The 20009-nt window shown below is 43.7% G+C and carries 13 protein-coding genes; 6 read left to right on the forward strand and 7 right to left on the reverse strand.

Annotation, left to right across the window (positions count from 1 at the left end; all coding sequences use genetic code 11):
* Positions 1-82: 82 nt before the first annotated feature.
* A complete protein-coding gene (locus ABIC84_RS15110; protein ID WP_426582394.1) occupies positions 83-1300 on the reverse strand; it encodes a M57 family metalloprotease in 1218 nt (405 codons plus the stop codon).
* Positions 1301-1711: 411 nt separating this feature from the next.
* On the opposite strand from ABIC84_RS15110, the gene ABIC84_RS15115 reads away from it, so the two are divergent.
* Complete coding sequence (locus ABIC84_RS15115) at positions 1712-4606, forward strand: DEAD/DEAH box helicase (protein ID WP_429264072.1); 2895 nt, start codon at positions 1712-1714, stop codon at positions 4604-4606.
* A gap of 142 nt (positions 4607-4748) precedes the next feature.
* On the opposite strand, the gene ABIC84_RS15120 is transcribed toward ABIC84_RS15115, so the two are convergent.
* The 6 genes from ABIC84_RS15120 to ABIC84_RS15145 all read right to left on the reverse strand — a co-directional run bounded on the left by ABIC84_RS15120 (position 4749) and on the right by ABIC84_RS15145 (position 14413).
* The gene (locus tag ABIC84_RS15120) at positions 4749-6005 is read right to left on the reverse strand and encodes a pyridoxal phosphate-dependent aminotransferase (protein ID WP_429264073.1); all 1257 of its coding nucleotides are present in this window, start codon (positions 6003-6005) and stop codon (positions 4749-4751) included.
* A 165-nt stretch (positions 6006-6170) separates the two neighbouring features.
* Complete coding sequence (locus ABIC84_RS15125; RefSeq protein ID WP_090534794.1) at positions 6171-6905, reverse strand: acyl-CoA desaturase; 735 nt, start codon at positions 6903-6905, stop codon at positions 6171-6173.
* Positions 6906-7061: 156 nt separating this feature from the next.
* Positions 7062-8075: an LLM class flavin-dependent oxidoreductase gene (locus ABIC84_RS15130; RefSeq protein WP_429264074.1), complete on the reverse strand. Its 1014-nt coding sequence runs from the start codon at positions 8073-8075 to the stop codon at positions 7062-7064.
* Between the two features lie 183 nt (positions 8076-8258).
* The gene (locus tag ABIC84_RS15135; RefSeq protein ID WP_429264075.1) at positions 8259-11588 is read right to left on the reverse strand and encodes a vitamin B12-dependent ribonucleotide reductase; all 3330 of its coding nucleotides are present in this window, start codon (positions 11586-11588) and stop codon (positions 8259-8261) included.
* A gap of 380 nt (positions 11589-11968) precedes the next feature.
* Positions 11969-12730 carry a phosphosulfolactate synthase gene (locus ABIC84_RS15140; RefSeq protein ID WP_090534791.1) on the reverse strand — a complete coding sequence of 254 codons (762 nt, stop codon included), beginning with the start codon at positions 12728-12730 and terminating at the stop codon, positions 11969-11971.
* 279 nt (positions 12731-13009) lie between these two features.
* Positions 13010-14413, reverse strand: coding sequence for a tetratricopeptide repeat protein (locus tag ABIC84_RS15145; protein ID WP_090534789.1), 1404 nt, complete (start codon positions 14411-14413; stop codon positions 13010-13012).
* 238 nt (positions 14414-14651) lie between these two features.
* On the opposite strand from ABIC84_RS15145, the gene amaB reads away from it, so the two are divergent.
* From amaB to plsX, 5 genes are all read left to right on the forward strand, one after another.
* On the forward strand, positions 14652-16193 hold the full coding sequence (gene amaB, locus ABIC84_RS15150) for an L-piperidine-6-carboxylate dehydrogenase (RefSeq protein WP_429264132.1): 1542 nt from the start codon (positions 14652-14654) through the stop codon (positions 16191-16193).
* Between the two features lie 307 nt (positions 16194-16500).
* Entirely contained in the window at positions 16501-18150 is a 1650-nt protein-coding gene (locus ABIC84_RS15155; RefSeq protein ID WP_429264076.1) for a S8 family serine peptidase, read from the forward strand.
* A 162-nt stretch (positions 18151-18312) separates the two neighbouring features.
* Positions 18313-18837 (forward strand): YceD family protein, encoded by a 525-nt coding sequence (locus ABIC84_RS15160; protein ID WP_188834653.1) that lies wholly within the window; start codon positions 18313-18315, stop codon positions 18835-18837.
* A 16-nt stretch (positions 18838-18853) separates the two neighbouring features.
* Positions 18854-19045, forward strand: a complete 192-nt coding sequence (rpmF, locus tag ABIC84_RS15165) for a 50S ribosomal protein L32 (protein ID WP_090534782.1) — start codon at positions 18854-18856, stop codon at positions 19043-19045.
* Positions 19046-19061: 16 nt separating this feature from the next.
* The gene (gene plsX, locus ABIC84_RS15170; RefSeq protein ID WP_176628831.1) at positions 19062-20000 is read left to right on the forward strand and encodes a phosphate acyltransferase PlsX; all 939 of its coding nucleotides are present in this window, start codon (positions 19062-19064) and stop codon (positions 19998-20000) included.
* Positions 20001-20009 lie beyond the last annotated feature (9 nt).

Consider the following 20009-nt stretch of genomic DNA (forward strand, 5'->3'; position numbering starts at 1 on the left):
AGCGAAGATATGTAAAGCATTAAAATAACTATAAAACCAAAACGGCCTCTTAAAGAGACCGCTTTGGTTTCTTTAGCCATAATTAATAAGCGTAAAACGGCACATCTTCATAGGCATATCCGCCTGCACCCCAATAAAATTCGTTTTGATTTTTAGTGTAGAAATGGTCAATTTCGGCAGGTGTACCTCCGTGATAATAGCGATAAACTGGCACCGAACTATTTGCCTGGCTGGGATAGGCATAAAAGGCTACCCTTTCTTTGATGTAACCACCAGGAGTGGTCGCATTCCTTGTATAAAAGTGATCAACAGCAGAGGAACTATAATAACGATATACAGGCTCTGTACCGGCTACCTGGGTAGTGAAGGCAAAGAAGCCGACTCCCTCAAATATATACCCTGTGTTATTTCCCTGAGCCAATTCATTATAATCCGTAGTGTAAAAGTGATCGGACGAGCCGCCGTTATAATATCTGAAAACGGGTGATGTGCCTGCTACCGGCGGGTTTAGCGGGTAAAGAAATTGTACAGCAATTTTATCATAGTTCGAAAGCACTGTTGCCCCGGTACCGCACTCATTGCCATTCATTAACGAAACCGGATCGGCTTCAGTAGGTGTACCAAGAATATGAGTGGCACTGTAATGGGCGCTGTTAGGTGCTGTTCCATTCTGAGGTTCGTTTAAAAACCAGTTGGTATGCCTAAGACCGATACTGTGACCTAATTCATGCGCTATTGTTCGTTGTCTTTGATCAAATGAATTTCCCGAAATCGCAGCTGGGCTTATGTAGATTATAAAACCAGGCTGTCCGTTTATCGGGAAATAAGACTGCCCGCAAGCTCCACCAATATTATTATTTGCCATTATCGTAACATTGTAAGAACTGCCTACAGAAAATTTCACCCTGCAGTTCGGAATACCATTCCATTGTGCAATGGCCGCGTTAATTTCGGCAGTATACGCGCTCATAGAAGCATCAATATTGATCACTACGTTAGTGTTTAAACCCAGGTAATTTTGCGCACCGTATTGATCTGTCTTAATTTTCGAGGCGTTACCATTTGTTGTTGCAACAACGGTCTTCTTTGAAAACAACATATCACCGTCCACCAAGTAGTCGGTACCGATATCCTTAATATCAGAATCGTGGAAACCCAATGATTTAATGTAATCCAAGGCACTGGTGCTGTTTTTTTCTTTATCCGCAGGTGCTAAATCATAAATTGCTTTTTTGCAGGAATTAAACGATAGCAATGTGGTAAACGCAATAAATGCGAGTTTGAGGTTTTGGTTTTTCATTTGTGATTTATGTATTTAAGTTTAAGTCAAAAATAATATTATTAATTATATTTATTACAATAATTTAATTTTTTATTAAATAAAAACTAACCAAACGAAACCCTATAATAATAAATAACACTATTATAAATAATCAAGGTATTAAATATCAATATTATGAACCTGAGCTCAAAGGATTCTAAGAAGACGAGCTTCCCCTTTGACTGAACTCAACGTTTTACAGCTGTGGTAAATCTGTTTTAATCCCAAACCTTTTCAACCCGTCAAAAACACTACATATGTTATCAACCATGTGTCAATTTTACTTTATTAACATTTTTTTAATATAAAACTCTTTCAATTACAGTAAATTCTATTTACGTTTGAATTTTTTCTTGATGTAGCTTCAAATAATTTTTTACCCTGAAGCACATGTTACGCGTCGACAGTTCCAAACCATGCCAAATTATTTATGCCATTGCCAAGCATGACTACCTGTCGTATGTTATTGAGCCTCACATTGTTCAGCTCAATCCAAATGGTGAATTTTCATTAACCCATCAGCGTTTATTTTCCAATACAGCTAAGGAGTTTTGCGAGTTTTTGGATGATACTGATATCAGGCTGATCAAACTGCTGGAGGAGATGGAACAGGGCAACGTGATCAAAAGGTATTATAAAAAACCAATCCGCCCGTTCGAGTTTTTCTCCAAGATCTTCAACGAGCAGATGTTTGATATGATTCGCCCAAAACTGGAGAAACGGATAGCTGAAGCGTTATCATTACTTTGCGGCAAACAGGTATACCAGATGAGTAAAGAAGGTTATCCGGGCGAACGCAAACTTCAGCTGGCTACCGAGGCGGCATCGGTGTTATTTCATTTCAGACGTAGTGAAGAAGAGATCAGGTATTTCCCTACCATCAAATACCAGGGCATGCGCATTGAGTTCATGTTTAAAAATGCCGAGATCATTTGCAATCACCCGGCCTGGATGCTTCTTGACGACACCCTGTATTATTTCGATAAGGAAATTGAAGGTAAAAAACTACAGCCCTTCCTGAACAAGCGATTCATCGCCATACCAAAATCGTCAGAACAATCATACTTTGAAAAATTTGTTGCCCCGCTTATAGAAAAGCATAATGTTTACGCCGAAGGCTTTACCATCAATACCGAAAAGTATGATGCCTGCCCTGTACTTAAGCCTATTTATATTGAAGGCGGCACTTCGCAATTACAGCTTTCTTTTAAATATGCCGGCTACATTTTTCCTTACGGCGATGGCAGGCACATCTCGGTACGGATGGAAAAAAACGGCGATGATTACCTATTCCATCGTATTAAACGCTCAACCACCTGGGAAAAGGGCAAAATGCACCAGCTTGAACAATTGGGGCTTAAAATAGCTTCCTCATTGTTCCAAAACCTCGAAGTTGCCGGCCATGATGATGATGACGACCGCTCGTTCTCCGTTTTTGAATGGCTTAACCAGCATCACGACCAGCTTATTGAACAGGGCTTTGAACTGGAACAGCCTGAAGGACAAAAACGCTACGTATTTGGCAGCAGTAAAATAGAACTGGTAGTAACCGAAAATAACGACTGGTTTGATATTAACGCCATGGTAAGCTTTGGCCCCTACCGAATCCCTTTTATCCAGTTAAAAAACCATATCCTTAACCATAAAAAGGAGTTTACCCTGCCATCGGGCGAAATTGCGGTAATTCCCGAACAATGGTTTTCACAATATGGTAATTTGCTGCATTTTACCGAGGGCAGTAATGAACTTAAACTACGCCGTCATCACATTGGCCTCGTTACAGATCTTGCCGAAGGCGAAATGGCCAGCGTTACCATGACCCGCAAACTGCAAAAGCTGACTAATTTTGATGAGCTTGAGGATGCTCCGATGCCTGTTAACTTTGAAGGCAATTTACGGCCATATCAAAAGGCTGGCTATAACTGGTTCCACTTTTTAAAGCAATATCATTTTGGCGGCTGCCTTGCCGATGATATGGGCCTGGGTAAGACCATCCAAACTTTATCGCTGCTGCAAAAGCACAAGGAAGATACGGAAGAGGCTGGAAGCAAAGCCACTTCGCTGGTGATCATGCCTACCTCGCTGATATATAACTGGCTTAACGAAGCCCGTAAATTTGCTCCGCAGCTTAGGTTGATGGTACACACGGGAACCATGCGTTACCGAAATGCTGATGTTTTTGCCAACTACAACGTGGTGATCACCACTTATGGCATCAGCCGTATCGATATCGAAATGTTTAAAGATTTCTTTTTTGACTACGTGATATTGGATGAAAGCCAGAATATTAAAAACCCTTCATCAAAATCATACCAGGCGGTTAAGCAACTTAAATCTCGTTTTAAGCTGATATTGAGCGGTACCCCGGTAGAAAATTCGGTTAACGATTTGTGGACTCAGATGTCGTTCATTAATCCTGGTTTATTGGGCGCGCAACAGTTTTTCCAAAACGAGTTTGTAGCGCCGATAGAAAAGAAAAAGGATGAAGATAAGGCCCGAAAATTACAGGCCCTTATTAAGCCTTTTGTGTTACGCCGTACCAAGGAACAGGTAGCAACAGAACTTCCACCTAAAACGGAAAACCTTTTCTATTCGCAGATGACCGAAGAGCAATTATCTGTTTATGAAGAGATCAAATCTGAATACCGGAACGAGCTATTGAAAAGTTTGGAGGATGGTACTTTTGCCAAAACGCAGATCCAGGTATTACAGGGGCTCATTAAGCTAAGGCAAATTGCCAACCACCCTATCATGATTGATAAAGATTATGAGGGCGATAGTGGCAAGTTTGAGGACGTGGTTCATACGCTGAATAACGTACTCGATGGTGGCCATAAAGTGCTCATATTTTCGCAGTTTGTAAAACAACTTAGCATTTACCGCGATCATTTTGATCGGGTTGGCATCCCTTATGTATATCTTGACGGCAGTACCCAAAACCGCGGTGATGTAGTTAAGCAGTTCCAGGAAGATGAAAAGACCCGTGTATTCCTGATCTCGATAAAAGCGGGGGGGGTAGGTCTTAATCTTACCGAAGCCGATTATGTGTTTATTCTCGATCCATGGTGGAACCCGGCTGTTGAGCAGCAGGCCATTGACCGCACACATCGTATCGGGCAAACCAAAAACGTTTTCATTTATAAATTCATCACCAAAGATTCGGTTGAAGAAAAGATCCTGGCCCTGCAGCAGCGCAAACTCAGCCTGTCAAGGGCGTTGATCACTACCGAAGAAAGCTTTATTAAATCCCTTACGGCAGAGGATATTAAGGAAATATTGGGGTAAATGCCTTTCCCAAACCCTCCCCTAAAGGGCGAGGGCTTTAAAAGAAAAAGCGATGAGTAATTAATGCTCATCGCTTTTTCGTTTTTCAACAAACTCTTGCGCTCGTTTATAACGAGCGCAAGAAGTAGAAGTAGTACTTGAACTATTTTAACTTGCTCAGCGCCGCTTTCACCCTTGGTATCAAGGCCTCAATTTCATGAAGCGGGGTTGCACCAACCGATGCCCTGAACCAGTTCACTTCATCACCTGTACCAAAGGCGGAGAATGGAACAAATGCGGCTCCTGCTTCTTTAATCAAATAAAAGTTAATATCTGCCGAATCTCTTAGCACTTTGCCATCGGGAGTAGTTTTGCCGCTGTAATCTATTTTAAGTGTAAGATAGATAGCGCCCATTGGTTCAATCGAGTCCACATTTAAGCCGCTGGCTTTCATCTCCTGGAAACCTTCGTGCAGGGCAGTTAGGCTTGCCTGGATCTTTTCTTTTAAATCGGTAAGGTAATTGTTTACATCAGCCTCATCGGTTAAAAATTTGGCCATAGCCATCTGTTCAGGCTTTGGCGACCAGGCACCCATGTGGCCTACAATGGCTTTCATATTTTCGATAACCTGCTCTGGCCCGAAACCCCAGCCTACACGTACACCAGTTGCTGCAAAACATTTTGAACCGCCATCAACGAAAATGGTGTAATCTTTTAACTCCGGACGAAGTGTTACCGGATCGTAGTGTTTGTGCTCGCCAAAAGTTAATTGTGAGTAGATCTGATCGTATAACAAATACAGTGGTTTCTCACCGACCGCGCGGCTCTTGTTTTCCGCAATTACAAGATCACAGATCTCTTCCAGGTCTTTTTTGCTGAACATGGTACCGGTAGGATTTAAAGGCGAGCATAACGCCAATAAAGCCGCTCCCTTTAAATGCGGACGGATATCATCTGCAGTAGGCATAAAATTGTTGTCTGGGGAGGTAGGAATAATTACCGCATCAGCATTCAATAGATCACTGTAGTGGTTATTGTTCCATGATGGTGCAGGGAAAACCACTTTTTCGCCGGGGTTAACTACCGCCAAAAATATAGAATAGATCAACGGGCGCGAACCTCCCGAAATCAGGATCTGGTTTGGTGCATAATCAAGACCTAAGCTTCTTTTCAAAAATCCGCTTACGCTTTGGCGCAGATCAAGCATACCATCGGCAGCAGGATAATTGGTTTGATTATGGTTATAAGCGTCAATGATCTTATCCTTTAAAGGAGTTGGGATAGGATAAATATTAGAGTCAAAATCGCCGATGGTAAGGTTGGCGATATTCTGGCCTTGTCGTTTTAATTCGTTGATCTCGCCCGCAATCTTGATGATCTCCGAGCCATGCAAATTTTGAGCTAATAAAGAAACACTCATGGATTTATGTATTTATGAGCGGCAAAGATAGGGAAAGAAGCTGAAAGCCGAAGGCTGAAAGCTTAAAGCAAAACTCAGAGCTAAAAAGACAAGGCCTAAAGCTGAAAGCTTTTTAGCTCCCGGCGTTAGGCCTTGTCTTTTATTTTGTGGCTTTAAGCTTTCAGCTTAAAGATACGCTTTACGCAGTTTAATGATCCGCATCCAGTGCATGAGTTTCATTACGGGGTAAACCGGGTCTATCTCAAACCACTTAGCGCCAAAATTGGCTTTGTTCGGATGTTTGTGGTGATTGTTTTGGAATAGTTCGCCCAGCATCAGAAAATCGAACGGGGTTGTGTTTTTTGATTTATCACCGTTATCAAAGTTTTGATAACCGTATTTATGACCGCACCAGTTAACAATAGCACCATGTATTGGCCCCATTAAAAAGTGGATAGGGATCAACAGGAACATCCACCATGCTGTAGCAAACTCCACGTAAAATAAAATGTATAAAACACCAAATGAGATGCGTGATACCATTGATGAGCCAATAAAATCAACAAAACGCCATTCAGGGATATTACCCTTAAAGCGCTCTTCGGGCTCCTTCAGCTTCCTTACATGCAGCCTGTAGCTTTTAGCCGTATATACCATCATCTGGAAAACATCCTTAAAAAAATGAGGCGAATGCGGGTCTTTTTCGGTATCGCTATATGCATGGTGTTCGCGGTGCATAATGGCATAAGCTCTTGGGTTCAGGAACGATGATCCCTGGCAAATATAGGTGAGCAGGTAAAAAGTCCCCTCGTAAAACTTATTGGTTGTAAACATTTTGTGAGACGCGTACCTGTGCAGAAAGAACGTTTGAAAAAATAGCGACAGAAACCAGTGCGCTATGAAAAATATGATAATAACCATTGAATTGTAGAAAATAGACTTATTTATAATCTTTCCAAAGATACAATTTAAAGCCTTATAAAGTTTTTAATATGTGAATAATCGTATCAGCCTCAATAAAAAATGCCGTTCCTGGCATAGAAACGGCATTTGCTAAAAAAAGTTGTTTTACGAGGATTATAATAATTCAAACTGTTCGGCCAATAAGCGGTACGATTCCAGCCTGTCCTCAAAATTTTCGGTAATGGTAACAGCCATAATTTCATCCACTCCGTAATCATTGGCAAGCCAGTTTAACTTCAGCTTAAGCTCTGCTGGCGAGCCGGCAATTACGCGGTACCGGTTATAACGGATGCGTTCCTGTTCGGCCGGAGTATACTCTACATCTTTTACGTCATCATAACTTAAAGGTACTATTGGCCCGCCTTTTTCAAACTGCAGAAAGCGATGGTCCATAACGGCCTGGTGCTGCCTCACTTTTTCCTCATCTTCAGAACAGAAGATAAATACAGCTACGTTAGCCTGTGGTTGTCGCAGGTCATCAGATGGCTGAAATCGCTCCTTGTACATTTTAACACTTTCGGGTCCGCCATTGGGGTTAATAAAATGTGCAAACGAAAAACCCATACCGAAATGTGCCGCGAACAAGCCGCTTTGTCCGCTCGAACTTAGCAACCACATGTTAGGCACGGTTTTAATCTGCGGGATAGCTCTGATGCGCGCCTGTATGGTTCCCGGTTCGTAAGTATCATGAAAGTAATTCTGCAGATCGGCCAGTTGCTCAACAAAGTCCTGCTCCCTGAACTGGTTTGAAGGGTTAAGCGCGGCTGCGGTGATCCTGTCGGTACCCGGCGCGCGGCCCATGCCTAGGTCAATCCGGCCGGGGAACAGCGCCTCCAGCATCCTAAAATTTTCGGCAACTTTAAGGGTGCTGTGGTTTGGCATCATGATACCGCCCGACCCCATGCGCATGTTTTTAGTTTCGCCGGCCAAATGGGCCAATAATACTTCGGGCGTTGAGCCTGCTATAATACCCATATTATGATGTTCCGAAATCCAGAAGCGGGTGTAGCCAAGGGTATCTGTATATTTTGCCAGTTGTATAGTTTCCTGTATGGCCTGCTCGGCAGTTGCGCCTTTTCTAATTGGCGACTGGTCGAGCACGCTCAGTTTGATCTTGTTTGTGCTCATATCTATTGTGAACACAAAAATAAGCATCGGGTTGCAGGTGGGCTTTATGCCAGGGTTTTTATGGCATTGCAATTACTATTACTGCAGCATTAATTTTGACCCTGATAATAAATAAGCCCCGCCTGGTGAGCGGGGCTAAACATAATTAACTATTTATAATTGATTTGAAAAAATCCGTATTGATTACGAGCATCCCATTGAGTTGCCGCAGTTTAAGCATTTGTAACAGGTACCCGAACGAATCGTGGTATGCCCGCAAACGTTACAGCTTGGCGCATCACTTTGTACGCCCATGCTAACATCGAAAGATAAGCCTTTTCTTTGAGCATTTATAGAATTATCTGAAGATTGAGTAGATGGCTGATACACATTGGTTTCGTCGGCATTAAAATCCTCATCACCCATTTGCGGGTTTCCCAATACGCCGTTTTTATCGGTTATGATGTGTACCAGGTCGGTGCGGTCCTGGTATTCATAGCCCAGCATCCTGAAAATATAATCAATAATGGAGGTCGCACTTTTAATATTGGTATGCCCTACCACCATTCCCGCCGGTTCAAAACGGGTGAAGGTAAATTTTTCTACGTATTCCTCCAGCGGTACACCATATTGCAGACCGATAGAAACCGCGATGGCAAAACAGTTCATCAATGAGCGGAAAGTTGCACCTTCTTTATGCATATCTACAAAAATCTCGCCCAGGGTGCCATCCTCATATTCGCCGGTGCGCACAAATACGGTTTGCCCGTCAATACTGGCCTTTTGCGTAAAGCCGCGGCGTTTGTATGGCAGGTGTTTCTTTTGCACCACGCGCGAAAGCTGGCGCATAAAATTGGTATCCTTTGATTTTTCCATGATGGCCATGGCTGCTTCAATAACCTGCTCAGGTGTCAGATCGCTCAGTTTTACGTTGGCAGCTTCGCCTAATACTTCTTCAATTGTATCCAGCTTGTCATCAGCTTCTTCCTTAACATCTGATTTGGTTGAGAGCGGTTGGGATAGCTTACAGCCATCACGATAAAGTGCGTTGGCTTTCAAGCCCAGCTTCCACGAAAGCTCGTAGCAATCTTTGATCTCATCAACTTTGGCTTCGTTTGGCAGGTTGATGGTTTTTGAAATGGCACCCGAAAGAAATGGCTGCGCTGCTGCCATCATTTTGATGTGCCCATGGGCATGGATATAGCGCTCGCCTTTTGCACCGCATTTGTTGGCGCAATCAAAAATAGGATAATGATGTTGTTTCAGGTACGGCGCTCCCTCGATGGTCATAGTACCGCAGATATACTCGTTAGCTTCTGCAATTTGTTTTTTGCTGAAACCAAGTGCGCGCAGCACATTAAAATCGGGCGCATTATACTGCTCGGCCGTGATGCCCAAACGTTTCAAACATTCTTCACCCAGCGACCAGATATTGAAAGCAAAGCTGATCTCAAAGGCAGATACCAGGCCCTTGTCCAGTTTTTCCAGTTCATCATCATTAAAACCTTTGGCTTTAAGCGTATCTATATTGATATGGGGAGCACCTTTTAGGGTTGCTGCACCTTTAGCATAATTAACAATGGCGGTAACCTCATGGTCCTGGTAACCTAAATTGCGCAGAGCCTCGGGCACAGCCTGGTTAATAATTTTGAAGTAGCCCCCACCCGATAATTTTTTGAATTTCACCAACGCAAAATCCGGCTCGATACCGGTAGTATCGCAATCCATTACCAAACCGATAGTTCCCGTTGGGGCAATAACGGTAGTTTGCGCATTGCGGTAGCCATATTTTTCGCCCATCTCAACAGCCTTGTCCCAGGCATTGCAGGCAGCTGAAAGCAGGTAATCGGGGCAATGCTTTGGGTTAATACCCGGAGGGGTAATTTCCAGTCCCTCGTAGTTTTCGGTAGAGTTATACGCAGCATATCGATGGTTGCGCATCACCCGCATCATGTGCTCTTTGTTATCGTTATAACGGCTGAAAGCACCGAGCTCACGGGCCATTTCGGCCGAGGTTGCATAGGCAGTGCCGGTCATGATGGCGGTAATGGCTCCGCCAATAGCACGCGCTTCGTCACTATCATAAGGAATGCCGTTCACCATCAGGGCCGAACCCAGGTTGGCATAACCAAGGCCCAGCGTGCGGTAATCATAGGATAATTGTGCTACTTCTTTTGATGGGAATTGAGCCATCAATACGGAGATTTCCAGTACAATGGTCCACATGCGGCAGGCATGTTCAAAACCCTTTACATCAAACACGCGCGTTTGCGGATTAAAGAAATGGGCAAGGTTGATGGATGCCAGGTTACAGGCCGTATTATCCAAAAACATATACTCCGAACAGGGGTTAGAAGCATTGATGCGACCACCTTCGGGGCAGGTATGCCACTCATTAATAGTGCTATCAAACTGAACACCCGGATCGGCACAGGCCCAAGCTGCAAAAGCGATATCGTCCCACAGTTTTTGCGAGGATATGGATTTAACGGTTTTGCCGCTCATCCGGCTGGTTAAATTCCAGGCCGAGCCTGTTTTAAGTGCTGTAAAAAAGCTGTTGGGAATGCGTACTGAATTATTGGAATTTTGACCGGATACCGTACGGTAGGCCTCGCCTTCATAATCAGACGAATAACCTGCGGCTATCAGGGCTGCTACTTTCTTTTCTTCTTCTACTTTCCAGTTCACAAACCCCTCAATTTCGGGATGATCCAGATCAAGGCAAACCATTTTGGCTGCCCTGCGGGTTGTCCCGCCCGATTTGATAGCTCCCGCTGCCCTGTCGCCTATTTTCAGGAATGACATCAGGCCTGATGAATAACCACCGCCCGATAGTTTTTCACTCTCACCGCGGATCTTAGAAAAGTTTGTACCTACGCCCGATCCGTATTTGAAAATACGGGCCTCACGAACCCAAAGGTCCATAATGCCGCCCTCGTTCACCAAATCGTCATCAACAGAAAGGATGAAGCAGGCGTGCGGCTGCGGGCGCTCATAAGCCGAGGTTGATTTACTCAGTTGTTCTGTTACCGGGTCTACATAATAATGCCCCTGTGGTTTGCCGGTAATGCCGTATGAGGTATGCAGACCGGTATTGAACCATTGCGGCGAGTTTGGGGCAGCCAGTTGGCCAACAATAGTATAAACTATTTCATCATAAAAGATCTCAGCATCCTTTGGTGAAACAAAATAACCATATCGCATACCCCAATCCTTCCAGCAGTTGGCCATACGATGGGCAACTTGTTTAATGCTTTTTTCAGATCCGGTTGAGCCGTCGGGTTGGGGTACGCCTGCCTTACGGAAATATTTTTGAGCCAGGATATCAGTAGCCACCTGCGACCAGCCCGCCGGTACCTCAACATCGTTCATTTCAAATACGGCATCGCCTGAGGGGTTGCGGATCACCGACGATCGCTTTTCATATTTAAACAGGTTGTAAACACTGGTACCTTCTTTGGTGAAATAGCGTTCGGCTTTGAGCCCCTTTTCCCCGCTTGCTGCGGGCGCCTTCCTGGTAATATTTTTAGCCATAGCTTTTACAGATTATGATAAAATTAACTGAGTACGTGCAACACTAAAAAGGTTCAGGGGTTTTAAATCAAATCTATTAGTATGCTGAATAGCATAATAACCGGAGTTTTCCACAGGCTTGGAATAACATGCGTCCCTTGTTCTTATGCAAGATAAATTAATTGATTTTTAAACACTTGCAGTGTTGATAATTAAGAATTGATGTATTTTTTTTGAAAAAGGCATATAGTTTTAACAATACTCAGTCACTGTGTTTTAGCCTGCCGGTGCCAGTCTTGTGAGATTGCCTGTGTGTAAGGTTGACTCGTGCCCTCTAAAACAAAAAGCCTCCGGATTACTCCGGAGGCTGGGTTAATTGTTATATTAAGATCAGTCAACAATTACATCTCTAAAAAATGGTCGAAAGTATCGCTGCGGATACCTAACCTTAAGGTTTCAAGCGGAATGATATCCGTTGGGGCGATATTACCCAAGCTAACATTCGCACCTATCAATTTAATGAACCAAACTTGCTGCGCTTTTTGAGGCGCTTCCCAAATAATAGTCCCTTCAGGGATCTGGGTCAGGATCTCATCAATCAATCCCTGGCGTACCTCTCCCGAATCACGATAAATACCCACATTTCCGCTTTCACGTGCTTCAGCAATTACTTTCCATGAGCCGGCCTCAATTTCGGCATTCATCAGTTTGATCCATTTATAAGGGGCAAAGATCTTTTGAACATCTTTTGAGCCAACTTCGGATATTACCGTAACTTGTTTGGCCAGCTCGCTGATATAGTTACATTTTACATCATGCTCAATAGTGATCGAACCATCGGATACTTCGCAATGTTCCAGCTGGTACTTATCCAATAAACGGCGGTAATCGTCAAACTGGTTACGTACAATAAAGGCCTCAAACAGGGTGCCCCCAAAATAAACAGGGATCCCGGCCTCCCGGTAGAGCTTTAGTTTTTGTTCAAGATTAGGGGTTACATATGATGTAGCCCAACCCAGCTTCACGATGTCGGTATACGGCCCGCCAACTTCAATAAAATCTTCAACCTGGCGCAAGCTAAGGCCTTTATCCATAACCATGGTAATGCCTTTATCACGTGGTTTAGTTGTACGATCAGGAAGATGATTAATAGTGTAGTTCATTGTGAGTATTTGTTATAGCCTATAACTAAAAGTTCTAACGAGGCAAAGGTCGCAACAAATATGCAGATGTGCAAATTTCAAATGTTAAATGATTTTAAAGCTGATTGTAAATTTATTGTTGTGATTTTTATGGTGAGTGGTTGATTGGGTTGATTAGGAGAGTAGTTTAAATATCCCTAAAACACAAAAGACGCATAATACGCGCCTTTTATGTTTTAATTTTTATTATGAGATAAACCATTCACCTAATCAACCCAATCAACCACCCACCATTCTCCTCTACTTAGTATACCTGTTGATAATATCCACAATCACTTTATTCTTTTGCAATTGCGGCAGGTAATCAAACAGGATGTAATGTTTCTCCGGATCGGCTGCTAAAGCATATTCCAGGTTGTTAAGGGCTTCATTGTATTCGCCTTTGGCAAACAGGTAGGCCACCATACGATAGTAAAGTTCAGCTGCTTCAGGGTTATTTTTAATCGCCTGGGCTATAATTTCAATAGCTTCATTAAGCTTTTGCTGCTCGTAAAGTATCGACGAATAATCAAGCCAGGCATCAATATCAAGCGGATTTAGCTCAACCACCTTTTCGTAAGCCTTTTCTGCTTCATCTAAATGCCCGAGCTTATATTCGGCATCGGCAATAGCAAACCAGTAATCGGCATTGGCAATATCAAGGTCGAGCGCTTTTTTATAAAAGTGCAGCGCTTCAAAGTAACGTTCCTCAAAATCAAGGGTTACCCCAATCCCAAACCAGGCATCGGCCAGTTTTGGATCCATCTTAACCGATTTTTTGTAGAAGGCACGCGCATCGTCCATTTGCTCCAGCTTTTCATAGCATTCGCCAATGGCACAATAAGTATCGGCATTGGGCTGCTCATATTCAAAGGTGTGGCGGTAAACTTCTATAGCTTCAGCATATTTTTCAAGGTTAACCAGTGCATTGCCTTTGTTGAAATAGGCCGATGCAAAGCTGTCCTTAATTAATATAGCATAGTCATATGCGTCGATGGCTTTTTCAAACAGGCTCAGCTTGGTATAGGCATTGCCTAAATTATACCAGGCCGCATAGCTGTAGGGTTCGTTATCGATATATTGCTGGTAAAACTGAACACTTTCCTGTTGGTTGTCCATTACGTCGTAGCAAAACGCCAGTTCGTAAAGGGCATCCTGGTTTTCCATATTTTGCTTAAGACAGAGCTTAAGATAAGTTATGGCAGTCTCATAATCGCCCATGTTTTGATAAACGTAGGCTATGTGCAGCAGGATCTCGTCGGTCTCTTCGGCAAGGTCAAGCGCTTTTTCGTAATTTTCCAGCGCCTCGGAATAACGCTCCAGGCTTTCGTACAGATTACCGCGGATAATATAGATATCCGCGTCAGATGCTTCGAGCATAGCAGCTTGGTCCAAAGCGGCAAAAGCCTCCGGAACCTTGTTGCTTACCACAAGCAGTTGGGCCTGTTTGATCAGGAAAATTGCCGCAAAAGGGTGCTGGCTTCTCGCGTACTCTGCTACCTGTAATGCCCTGGCCGGATCATTCTTTTCGATGTAGTAGTCGATAATGTTCTCAAACGCCTGGGCATCAAAAAAGTACAAGTCCTGATTTCTGATCATTTCCTCGTACCGTTCTACCGAGAATTTTGGGTCTTCGGTAAAACCAAATTCAAATTCTTCTTCCATTCAATTTTGTTTGCAGAACATCCGCTTTAGGTTGACAAATTGCCTTGTAAAGACTTATTGAGTTCAAATTACAATAAGTAAGCATCCAAAATGCAATTTAGTTTTCAACATTCAAACATTCTTAACAACTGTTCAATACAAAGCATTGATAATTAATAACAATGGATACAACAGGCAAGCGATGAGTGATTCTGAAAAATTGCCCTAAAGATTTCTACCTTTGGCAAAAGTAACAATTATGGAGCCTAATATTTCAGATATCCTAAAACGTTTACATATAAACGATATTAATGACGCCTTTAGTACAGGCAGTACCTGGGGTAGCAGCGACGGTGCCGCGGCAAAAGATATAACATCGCCGGTCGACGGCAAAAAAATAGCAGCAGTAAGGCTGGCAACCGAAGCAGATTATAACCAGGCGGTTGAGCAGGCAGCCAAAGCATTTAAAACCTGGCGTAAAACCCCGGCACCTAAACGCGGCGAAATAGTGCGCCAGATTGGTGAGGCCTTACGCGCAGCCAAGCATGACCTGGGCACCCTGGTATCCTACGAAATGGGCAAAAGCCTGCAGGAAGGCCTGGGCGAGGTGCAGGAGATGATAGATATTGCCGATTTTGCAGTTGGCTTAAGCCGCCAGCTTTACGGTTTAACCATGCACAGCGAAAGACCCGACCACCGCATGTATGAGCAATACCACCCACTGGGCATAGTAGGTATTATTTCGGCATTTAACTTCCCGGTAGCGGTCTGGAGTTGGAACTCCCTGCTGGCCTGGGTGTGCGGCGATGTATGCATCTGGAAACCATCCGAAAAAACGCCTTTAACAGCTATTGCCTGCCAGCATATAGCACAGGAGGTTTTTAAAAAGAATAACATTGAAGAAGGCGTTTCATGCCTGGTTATCGGCGACCGCAACATTGGTGAGCTCATGGCTGCCGATACACGCGTTCCATTAGTATCTGCTACAGGCTCAACCCGTATGGGTAAAGCGGTGAGCGCCGCGGTTGGTGCAAGGCTTGGCAAAAGCCTGCTGGAGCTTGGTGGTAATAATGCCATCATCATCAGCGAAAATGCCGACCTGGATATGTCGCTCATCGGAGCGGTGTTTGGCGCCGTGGGTACTGCCGGCCAGCGTTGCACCAGTACCCGCAGACTTATTATTCATGGAAGCGTTTACGAGGCATTTAAGCAAAAGCTGGTTAACGCTTATAAGCAGATCAGGATTGGAAACCCATTGAATGAACACAACCATATGGGCCCTTTGATTGACACAGATGCTGTTGCCTTGTATCTTGAGTCGATTGAAAAATGCAAGGCCGAAGGCGGCAACTTCGTGGTTGAAGGCGGCAAACTGGAAGGTGTAGGTTATGAATCGGGCTGTTATGTAAAACCATGCATTGCTGAGGTTGAAAATCACTTTAAGATAGTGCAGCACGAAACCTTTGCACCTATCCTTTACCTTATCAAATACAATACTATTGAGGAGGCTATCGATTTGCAAAATGGTGTTCCGCAAGGACTGTCATCGGCTATTATGACCAATAATTTGCGCGAGGCAGAACAATTTTTATCCTACGCAGGTTCTGATTGCGGAATCGCCAATGTTAACATCGGTACATCGGGCGCCGAAATAGGCGGTGCTTTCGGCGGAGAAAAGGAAACAGGCGGCGGCAGGGAATCAGGCTCGGATGCATGGAAAGTTTATATGAGGCGGCAAACCAATACTATAAACTATTCAAAAACGCTGCCTTTAGCTCAGGGGATAAAGTTTGATTTGTAAATCAACCTTTATGTCATTGCGAGTGTAGCGTGGCAATCGCACGGAAGCATGGCCGCTCTGTAGAGTATGCGATTGCTTCGTCGTTCCTCTTCGCAATGACATAAGTTGATTTGCGTTAGGGATAGCAGCGGATACCGGCCCATGAGCATAATGCCTGCAGGCGCATGAGCGGATAGCCCGGCCGAAGGCAACGCCCTGAAAATAAAAATTAACCTAAATGAAAGTCGGCACGTAAAAAGCCGGAAGATTAAACTAAAACGATTCATTGTGTCTTAGATAAGACATACTATAATACACAACACAGTTCATGTTCAAATTTTGTAAGTACGTAAGCGCAACCACTTTATCAGCAGTATTATTAGTTAATTTACCGGCATCGGCTCAACAAATGCCGGCGGCCGAACCCGCCCCGCCAAAAGCCTGGCACCTGCTTGATTTAAAGGAGAGCGGCTTTTACGGCATCAGCTTAAAGCAGGCCTATATGTTTGTGCAAGGCAAAAAAAGCAAGCCGGTTGTTGTTGCAACTATTGACAGTGGTGCTGATACTTCGCAAACGGACCTGAAAACAGTGCTATGGGTAAATAATAAAGAAATTCCAGGAAACGGCATTGATGACGACCATAACGGTTATGTTGACGATATACACGGATGGAACTTTTTGGGCGGCCCCGGCGGCAAAGCCGACTTTACCGAAACCACAGAAGAGGTACGTGAATACAATAAATTAAAAGGTAAATATGCCTCGCTTACAGATTCGACCGCTACTAATAAAAAAGAATATGCTTACTGGCTGCGTGTTAAAACGGTTTATGATTCAACAGTAAACAAAGCCAATACCGAAATTGGCCAGCTTTCGCCGGTAATGAACGCGTTGATGGTTACCAGCGGGTATATTAAGCGAGGTCTGAACTTACCGGCAAACGGCACTTTTACCCAGGCCGACCTTGTTAAGGTTAAAGCCACTAATGACACCCTAAGTCAAAGCAAATATGTTTGGGAATCGGTATTTTCGCAGGAGGGAGCCGGTTCTACCAATGCCAAAATCATTAAAGACCTGAGCGAATATCTTGCAAAGCTCAACAACGATGTATCGCCTGATCTTACTTCGCGTAAGCGCGTTGTGGCGGACGACCCCGATACTATGGATGGCAAACCATATGGCAATAACCTGGTAAAATTTGCCGATGCGGCACATGGCACCGGTGTGGCCGGGCTCATCGGCGCGGTACGTAACAACAATTATGGTATCAATGGTGTGGCCGATAATGTAAAACTGATGATCATTAAGGCCATCCCTAATGGCGATGAATATGATAAAGACGTAGCCAATGCTATACGCTACGCGGTTGATAACGGCGCCAGGGTGGTTAACATGAGTTTCGGAAAAAAGATCTCGCCGCACAAGGAATGGGTAGATGCCGCTTTCAAATATGCTGCCTCAAAGGATGTTTTATTAGTGATGGCTGCCGGTAACGATAACCAGGATATGGATCTTCAGCCCGAATTTCCAAATGATATTTTTTTAGATGGCTCATCAAGCGATGCTGATAACGTGATTAGCGTTGGTGCATCGGGGCCCAGAATGGGGCAAAACCTTGCCGGTGATTTTTCCAATTACGGCAAAAAGAGCGTTGATATATTTGCGCCAGGGGTAAAAGTTACCTCAATTACTACCGATGCTGAGGTTGATACAGAAGACGGCACCAGCTTTTCGTCGCCAATAACGGCAGGCATTGCGGCTTTGATATTAGAATACTATCCAAGCCTGAGTGCTAAGCAGGTAAAGGAAGCTATTTTAGGCTCGGCAACACCGCTAAGGGGCACCATGGTATTAAAACCCGGCAGCAAAACCGAAAAGGTTGATTTTACAACGCTATCCAAAACCGGGGGCATAGTCAATGCATACAAAGCGCTGCAAATTGCCTCAAAAATGAAGGGCGAGGTTTTATCAAACTAATTCCATAAAGATAGAACAGTGATTTTTGCATTGCGTAAAAATCACTGTACTCCAACCTTTTACCTTTCTCCTTTTACCTTTAACCTCCTCAAAAGGGCAAAATAAAAAAACACTTTCCAGTTATGGTATTTTTCTCTACATTTGCGGGCTAATTGTTGCTCATTGAAATCGCTTAAAAAATATTCGATTCCCTTTACGGGGCTTAAACTTGGGAAACACCAGTTTGAGTATGACATACAGGATGACTTTTTTGACGAGTTTGAATATTCGCTCGTAAAAAAAGCAACCCTGCACTGTGAGGTTGAACTGGATAAGCAGGAAACTATGCTGATCCTGCATTTTAAGATAGACGGCACAATTGATACTACCTGCGACAGGTGTTTATCGCAACTGCCGCAGCAGGTTGATATTACTGAACAGCAAATAGCTAAGTTCAGCGATGAACTGATAGATGAAGACGAGGAGATCATTACCCTTGGCAAAAACGATCATGAGATTGATATAGCCGGGCTGATTTACGAATACATTAACGTTGCAGTGCCGTTTATATCGGTTTGCGACAACGAGGGTGAAACCCCTTATTGTGATAAAGAAATGCTTGAAAAACTAAATAGTTTTTCGGCAAATGGTGAACAAAGTGAGCAAACAGACCCACGGTGGGATGCGCTCAGGAAAATGAATAAATAATTAATATTAGGATATTATGCCACATCCAAAGCGGAAATTTTCGAAATCAAGGAGAGATAAACGCAGAACGCATTACAAAGCGGAAGCTCCAACTTTAACTACCTGCCAAACTACAGGCGCTGTGCATTTGCCGCACAGGGCATATACTGTTGATGGTAATGTTTACTACAACGGTAAAGTTCTTATTGAGAAAGCAGCAGTAGCATAAGTTTAATTTTCTGAGAATGAAGATTGGCTTAGATATTATGGGCGGTGATTACGCTCCCAAAGCAGCTGTTTTAGGAGCTATCGAAGCGTATAAAACTTTATCTGCCGACCAGAAACTGGTACTTATTGGCGATAAGGAAGTTACAGTAAGTATTCTTCAGGAAAATGGTGTAAGCCCTGATAACTTCGAGTTTGTACATACAACCGAAGTTATTGGTATGGGTGAACACCCTACCAAAGCTATTGTTCAGAAGCCTGATTCGAGCATATCAGTTGGTTTCCAGCTATTAAAAAGCGGCGAAATCCAGGCATTCTCATCAGCTGGCAATACCGGCGCCATGCTTGTTGGTGCCATGTTCAGCGTGAAAACTATTCCGGGTGTTGTACGCCCGGCAATGACTACTATTGTACCCAAACTTAAAGGCGGTTTGGGTATTTTGTTGGATGTAGGTGCCAATGCCGATTGTAAGCCCGATGTGCTTGTTCAGTTCGGCGTGCTCGGCAGCTTGTTTGCCCAAACCGTTTATGATATAGCCAATCCACGGGTTGCGCTCATAAATATTGGCGAAGAAGAAGAAAAAGGTAATATCCTTAGCCAGGCCACCTACCCATTAATGAAAGCTACATCGTTGTTTAACTTTGTAGGTAATGTTGAAGGACGCGATCTTTTTAGTGAAAGCGCCGACGTTTATGTATGCGACGGTTTTACCGGCAATGTAATATTAAAGCTTGCTGAATCGTTCTATGTTATAACGCGGAAAAAACAGCTAAAGGACGAGTTTTTTGACAGGTTTAATTATGAACAATACGGTGGCAGCCCGATACTGGGTGTAAATGCTCCCGTTGTTGTTGGTCACGGCATCTCGAGCCCCGAGGCAATAAAAAACATGGTCCTTTTATCAAAGAACATGGTAGAGAGTAACCTCGTTGATAAAATAAAACAAGCATTCCAGTAATTTTATAAA

The sequence above is a fragment of the Mucilaginibacter sp. 3215 genome (assembly GCF_050433785.1).
Classification (GTDB): Bacteria; Bacteroidota; Bacteroidia; order Sphingobacteriales; family Sphingobacteriaceae; genus Mucilaginibacter.

Coding starts and splice junctions, on each gene's coding strand:
- ABIC84_RS15140 (WP_090534791.1), bottom strand. CDS start 12,730: ATGAACTACACTATTAATCATCTTCCTGATCGTACAACTAAACCACGT.
- ABIC84_RS15155 (WP_429264076.1), top strand. CDS start 16,501: ATGTTCAAATTTTGTAAGTACGTAAGCGCAACCACTTTATCAGCAGTA.
- ABIC84_RS15110 (WP_426582394.1), bottom strand. CDS start 1,300: ATGAAAAACCAAAACCTCAAACTCGCATTTATTGCGTTTACCACATTG.
- ABIC84_RS15115 (WP_429264072.1), top strand. CDS start 1,712: ATGTTACGCGTCGACAGTTCCAAACCATGCCAAATTATTTATGCCATT.
- ABIC84_RS15145 (WP_090534789.1), bottom strand. CDS start 14,413: ATGGAAGAAGAATTTGAATTTGGTTTTACCGAAGACCCAAAATTCTCG.
- plsX (WP_176628831.1), top strand. CDS start 19,062: ATGAAGATTGGCTTAGATATTATGGGCGGTGATTACGCTCCCAAAGCA.
- ABIC84_RS15120 (WP_429264073.1), bottom strand. CDS start 6,005: ATGAGTGTTTCTTTATTAGCTCAAAATTTGCATGGCTCGGAGATCATC.
- ABIC84_RS15125 (WP_090534794.1), bottom strand. CDS start 6,905: ATGGTTATTATCATATTTTTCATAGCGCACTGGTTTCTGTCGCTATTT.
- rpmF (WP_090534782.1), top strand. CDS start 18,854: ATGCCACATCCAAAGCGGAAATTTTCGAAATCAAGGAGAGATAAACGC.
- ABIC84_RS15130 (WP_429264074.1), bottom strand. CDS start 8,075: ATGAGCACAAACAAGATCAAACTGAGCGTGCTCGACCAGTCGCCAATT.
- amaB (WP_429264132.1), top strand. CDS start 14,652: ATGGAGCCTAATATTTCAGATATCCTAAAACGTTTACATATAAACGAT.
- ABIC84_RS15135 (WP_429264075.1), bottom strand. CDS start 11,588: ATGGCTAAAAATATTACCAGGAAGGCGCCCGCAGCAAGCGGGGAAAAG.